At 71.5% G+C, this 1,874-nt stretch carries 1 protein-coding gene; it reads right to left on the bottom strand.

Annotated features, from left to right (window positions below; genetic code table 11):
- Positions 1-84 precede the first annotated feature (84 nt).
- Positions 85-1,149 (bottom strand): 3-isopropylmalate dehydrogenase, encoded by a 1,065-nt coding sequence (locus DQW06_RS01450; protein ID WP_013151232.1) that lies wholly within the window; start codon positions 1,147-1,149, stop codon positions 85-87.
- Between the last annotated feature and the right edge of the window lie 725 nt (positions 1,150-1,874).

Below are 1,874 nucleotides of genomic sequence, written 5' to 3'. Positions count from 1 at the left end.
CCCGGGCGCGCCCGTCGACGGTGAGGGTGGACCAGGCCGTCAGCCGCGCCGCAGGGAGGGAGGGCAGGGCTTCCGGCGTGTGCGTCAGCCCTGCTCGGCTACTCGCGCGGCGAGGTCGTCGCCGATCTGGGAGGTGGAGCGGACCGCGCCGTTCTGGGCACGGGTCTTGAGGTCCGTGGCGACCGCGGCCTCGATCCGGCGGGCCGCCTCGGGCACTCCGAGGTGCTCCAGCATGGTCGCGGCCGAGAGCACCGTGGCGGTGGGGTCGGCCTTGCCCTGGCCCGCGATGTCGGGCGCGGAGCCGTGAACGGGTTCGAACATGCTGGGGAAGGTGTTGTCCGGGTTGATGTTGCCGCTGGCGGCCAGCCCGATACCGCCGGTGATGGCGGCGCCGATGTCGGTGATGATGTCGCCGAAGAGGTTGTCGGTGACCACCACGTCGAAGCGGGCGGGCTGGTTGACGAAGAACATCGACGCGGCGTCGACGTGGCAGTAGTCCACGGAGACCTGCGGGTACTCGGCGCCGACCTCCCGGACCACGCGCTGCCACAGCTCGCCGGCGAAGGTCAGGACGTTGTCCTTGTGGACCAGGGTGAGCTTGCGGCGGGGGCGGGAGGCGGCCTTGTCGAAGGCGTAGCGCACGACGCGCTCCACCCCGAAGCGGGTGTTGACGCTGTCCTGGGTGGCGATCTCGTGCGGAGTGCCCTTGCGCAGGACGCCCCCGGCGCCCGCGTAGGGGCCCTCGGTGCCCTCGCGGACCACCAGCATGTCGATGTCCTCGGGGCCCACGCCCGCGAGCGGGCTGTCCACCCCCGGGTAGAGGCGGACGGGGCGCAGGTTGACGTAGTGGTCGAAGTCGAAGCGCAGGCGCAGGAGCAGGCCGCGCTCCAGGACGCCGCTGGGGACCGACGGGTCGCCGACTGCGCCGAGGTAGATGGCCTCGTGCCCGGCGAGTTCGGCCTCGACCGAGTCGGGCAGGGTCTCACCGGTGCGGTGCCAGAGCCTGGCGCCCAACTCGTACTCGGTGGTCTCCACGGCGAGGTCGTGCTGGGAGGCCGCGACCTCCAGCACCTTGAGCCCTTCGGCGATGACCTCGGGACCGATCCCGTCGCCGGGAATGACCGCCAGTTTCACGGTGCGCGCTGCCATACGGACTGCCTCTGCTTCGACACGGCCCCACCGGCCGCTTCTCATATGGTGAGACCAGGATGAACACTGAATGAGACAACCCTACCGCCCCGGCGGAGTGCGGACGCCTCCGGCCGGGGGTCGCGCGGCCGTCTCCGCCGCCGGAGCCTCAGGCCCGCCGGTTGAGGGCGTCCTGCAGGGCGCGGTTGATCTCGTCCTGGGAGTCGGGCGCGGACGGGTACTCGATCATGTCGTACATGCGATCCTCCGGATGCGTTGCGTGACCGGAGCCGGGAACGGCGCGGCCAGGGAATGCTCTGCGACGAGGTGCACTACGGGACCGGGGTTCGGGGCGGATCGCGCCGAACGGCGGCGGAGCGCGGAACGTGGGCGACGGTGTCCACAGGGACGAGGAGCCCTCCAGGCGGGATCGACTGCCGTGGAACGCCCGCACGGGCCCCGGTGGGGGCGCTCGCGGCGCCGGGCGGCGGCCTCCGGCTGTGGAACCGGTGCCGCTGACTCCTAGGACCTCAGAATATCGGATGTCCAACTATATGGCCAGGGTTTCTCACCATACGAGACGCCCTGTTGTCATCGCCGGTCAGGGCGCGGACGCGACGCGCCTCGGGCTTAGGCCGCAACCACACAGAAGCGGAGAAGAGCCGCGAAGGCCGCACAATTCACCGCGCCGTGCGGACCCCGGACAGAACGAGGGGCCGCACCGCATCCGGCGCCCGCGGGCGCCG

It is taken from the genome of Nocardiopsis sp. TNDT3, assembly GCF_003427465.1.
Classification (GTDB): domain Bacteria; phylum Actinomycetota; class Actinomycetes; order Streptosporangiales; family Streptosporangiaceae; genus Nocardiopsis; species Nocardiopsis dassonvillei.
The sequence above is the reverse complement of the archived record's forward strand: the minus strand, read 5'-3'. Positions and strand labels throughout refer to the sequence as shown.